Source organism: Microcystis sp. LE19-41.2A (genome assembly GCF_027530405.1).
GTDB classification, from domain to species: Bacteria; Cyanobacteriota; Cyanobacteriia; order Cyanobacteriales; family Microcystaceae; genus Microcystis; species Microcystis aeruginosa.
This window is the reverse complement of record NZ_JAPZQJ010000066.1, coordinates 1-3,329: the sequence shown is the minus strand read 5'-3', so window position 1 is coordinate 3,329 and position 3,329 is coordinate 1. Positions and strand designations below refer to the sequence as shown.

The following is a 3,329-nucleotide window of genomic DNA, read 5'->3' as shown; positions in this document are numbered from 1 at the left end:
TTGTAAGGGTACACAGCTTACTTCATTGAGAAAGTCTAATTCTTCTTGCTTTTTCCAATCGGTCAACATTGAAGAAGTTTGAGCGTAGCCTACTCTTTCTTGCTTTTCGTACCAAGCTTGTGTTCGTTCGTGGAGAGCTTTGTTGTAAACTAATCTTACACAGCCCAAAGTGCGCCGCAATAGCGACTCTTGTTCTGGTGTTGGGTAAAATCGGTAGCGATAGCTTTTCCATATCTCGCATTCTAGCATATATCGTGTAAATGCGCTAATATTTAACGGTAAAGCCGTCGTAGAACGACGGGGTTTCAGACCCAAATTTTCGATGACCTCCGCTATTGCTCTCGATCGCGTTTCTAAAATCTATAACAATCTCCCAGTAGTTAACGAGCTTTCCTTTACCATCGAAAAAGGGGAAATCTTTGGTTTACTCGGTCCCAACGGTGCGGGAAAATCGACGACAATCCGCATGATTATCACCCTAACCGAAGCGAGTCAAGGAGAAATCGAAGTGGCGGGGTATGATGTGAAAAAATACCGCGATCAGGTGAAGAAAAATATAGGGGTAGTCTTACAACAGATTAGCGTTGATGGGGAATTAACCGTCTGGGAAAATCTGGAATTTCACGGCCGGATGCACCATATCCCCAATCCCCAGAGACAGGAATTAATCGATCGCTATTTAGATTATGTCAGTTTAAGCGATCGAAAATCTGCCCTTGCTAAAACTCTTTCCGGAGGGATGAAACGACGTTTACAGATTGCTCGCGCTCTTCTTCACGAACCAAAAATCCTCTTTCTCGATGAACCGACTGTCGGTTTAGATCCCCAAAATCGTCGTCGTTTGTGGGAAGTAATTCGCGATTTAAACCAGCAAGGAATGACAATTTTATTAACCACTCACTACATGGAAGAAGTGGAATTTCTCTGTCAGGATAACGGCACAGGAAAACTGGGCAGAATTGGCATTATGGACGCAGGCAAATTAATCGAATTAGGAACTATAACGGATTTTCGCACTAAGTATGGCGAAGGGTTAGTTATCAAACAAGTTGGCGATAAAATCGATTATAAATTCTTCCCCACCGTGGCCGATGCCAATGCCTATCTTGACAGTTTGAGCGATAAAACTGGAGTAATGTGCCGCCCTTCCAACCTCGAAGATATATTTGTGGAACTGACGGGACATCAATTAGATTAAATTCTTGGTTTGGCTGTTAGGAAGTTGTTCAGTTATCGGTCTTTGACTCCGGTTTTTCTGAGATTAACTGTGTTTAAATCGGCGTTTCTTGGCTTTTATCTGATGTCTATTTTATTGGCAAACCTGCTAGAGTCTAGGTCAATTAGCTGAGGCTGTCCCTAAAAACCGAGTTCAAACCTAAAAAAAGAGGCTTTTAGCGGTTTTTAAGCTTTTTGAGCCAGATAAATGGCCTAGGAAGGGAACTTTTTCCCGAGAGGGAGAGTCATCGGGAACTGGATAAAAACTAGATTCCCCTCTCGATCGATAGACAAAATTGACGGTAATCGTTTAGAATGAAGCACTGAATACTGACAAGATGACAATTATCCCTATGACCGATCTCCAGACAAAAACTAGATGGTCAACAGCGCGGCGATATTACGAGTTGCTTAGTGTTTTAGTGGAACGTAATCTCAAGGGACGCTATCGGGGTTCTTTTCTGGGGGTTTACTGGTCCTTGTTAAATCCCCTGATTATGACTGCACTATACACGGCAATTTTCGGCACGGTTTTCGCCTCTTATTTTGATAATTCTATAGTTAACTATGTCCTAGCGGCTTTCACTGGTTTAGTAGTAATAAATTTTTTTAATGCTTCCACTAACCAAGCTTTACCTAGTATCGTTAGTAATGGCAGTATTTTAAATAAAATTCGTCTGCCGGTTAGCATCTTTCCCCTTTCGATGGTAGTGGCAAATATTTTTCAATTTGCTATTAGTATCTTTCCCCTTTTGGCTATAGTAACTCTCTGGAAATCTCAAAGTTTAATTAATGTAATTGCTCTGATTTTTCCTTTGATCGGTCTTTCTCTGGTTTGCACGGGAGTGGGTTTCTTTGTCAGTACCCTCTACGTTTTCTTCAGAGACTTACCCTATTTTTACGAAATTGTTTGTTTTGTCGCTTGGATTAGCAGCCCGATTTTTTATCCCCCGGAAATTATTCCTCCCTCCGTACAACCATTCCTCCTATTAAACCCATTATTGCCAGTAATCGAAAGTATTCGCCAATTGTCCCTTTCCCCCGGATTACCGGATTTTGGTTTGATTTTTCAATCTCTACTCGGTGGGATCATCATCTTAGGAATTGGTTGGACTTGCTTCCGACTCTGGCGACATTTATTTATGGATTTATTATAAATGACAGAAGTAATTCGACTCGATCAAGTGTCTCTCGAAAGACGTACTCAAGAAGAATTCTCCTACGATCTAAAAAGGACAATCTTCTCTATTCTTGAAGGTAAATATCGTCAACCGGCCAAAAAATTAGTTCTAGATGATATAGATTTAGTCATTAATTCTGGAGCAAAATTAGGTATCATTGGAGCTAATGGCGCAGGAAAATCTACTCTCTTAAAAGTTATTTGTGGTATTCTGGAACCGACAAAGGGACAGGTGAGAGTCAGGGGACAAATTGCCTCTCTAATTGAATTAGGAGCGGGTTTTGATCCAGATTTACCAGTAAAAGATAATATTATTCTCTATGGGGTAATGCTGGGATTTTCCCGTCAGGAAATGAAGGAAAAAACCAAAGATATCCTTGACTTTGCTGAGTTAGAAGAATATATGGGAGCGCCGGTGAAATCTCTTTCTTCCGGGATGGTGGCTCGTTTAGGATTTGCGATCGCCACGGAGGTTCACCCCGATATTCTTATTCTCGATGAAGTCCTTTCCGTCGGGGATGAAAGTTTTAAAAATAAGTGTAAACGACGTTTAAAAAAATTCTGGAATTCTAACGCTACTATTTTAGTAGTTTCCCACGATTTGACTTTAATTCAAGAGTCCTGTGACCAAGCAATTTGGCTAAATAAAGGCCAGTTACAATGTCAGGGTACATCAGAAGATGTAATCAAGTTTTATTTGGATTCCGTGCATCAAAACGAAGTTAATTTTTAATTAAGTAGGTAATCTCAATTAATTGTTAGATAGTAATAATGTATCTACGTTTTACTTAAGTAGCTGGTTATAATTAGGGTTTGCTGAATAATGGTAAAACCCTTTTAAAATAAAGCTTTTGACCTGTTAAAGTCCGATGTTAGTGCAAGAAAATAGGATTGGGACGTTCAAAAACCTTGCATTATCCTTCTTGTAGTACAT

4 protein-coding genes are annotated in these 3,329 nt (G+C 40.1%); 3 read left to right on the top strand and 1 reads right to left on the bottom strand.

Annotation, left to right across the window (positions count from 1 at the left end; translation table 11 throughout):
* A partial coding sequence (locus O9290_RS02920) for a helix-turn-helix domain-containing protein (RefSeq protein WP_502846438.1) occupies positions 1-249 on the bottom strand: 249 nt, incomplete at its 3' end.
* A 73-nt stretch (positions 250-322) separates the two neighbouring features.
* Between O9290_RS02920 and O9290_RS02915 the strand changes: the two genes are divergently transcribed.
* The 3 genes from O9290_RS02915 to O9290_RS02905 all read left to right on the top strand — a co-directional run bounded on the left by O9290_RS02915 (position 323) and on the right by O9290_RS02905 (position 3,128).
* The gene (locus O9290_RS02915; RefSeq protein ID WP_288054918.1) at positions 323-1,198 is read left to right on the top strand and encodes an ABC transporter ATP-binding protein; all 876 of its coding nucleotides are present in this window, start codon (positions 323-325) and stop codon (positions 1,196-1,198) included.
* A 370-nt stretch (positions 1,199-1,568) separates the two neighbouring features.
* Positions 1,569-2,372 (top strand): ABC transporter permease, encoded by an 804-nt coding sequence (locus O9290_RS02910; RefSeq protein WP_288086687.1) that lies wholly within the window; start codon positions 1,569-1,571, stop codon positions 2,370-2,372.
* Positions 2,373-3,128 carry an ABC transporter ATP-binding protein gene (locus O9290_RS02905; RefSeq protein WP_002771944.1) on the top strand — a complete coding sequence of 252 codons (756 nt, stop codon included), beginning with the start codon at positions 2,373-2,375 and terminating at the stop codon, positions 3,126-3,128. It abuts the gene before it with no gap.
* The last annotated feature ends 201 nt before the right edge of the window (positions 3,129-3,329 follow it).

Excerpts from the sequence above, each read along its gene's own strand:
- O9290_RS02915 (WP_288054918.1), top strand. The coding sequence starts at position 323 with ATGACCTCCGCTATTGCTCTCGATCGCGTTTCTAAAATCTATAACAAT.
- O9290_RS02910 (WP_288086687.1), top strand. The coding sequence starts at position 1,569 with ATGACCGATCTCCAGACAAAAACTAGATGGTCAACAGCGCGGCGATAT.
- O9290_RS02905 (WP_002771944.1), top strand. The coding sequence starts at position 2,373 with ATGACAGAAGTAATTCGACTCGATCAAGTGTCTCTCGAAAGACGTACT.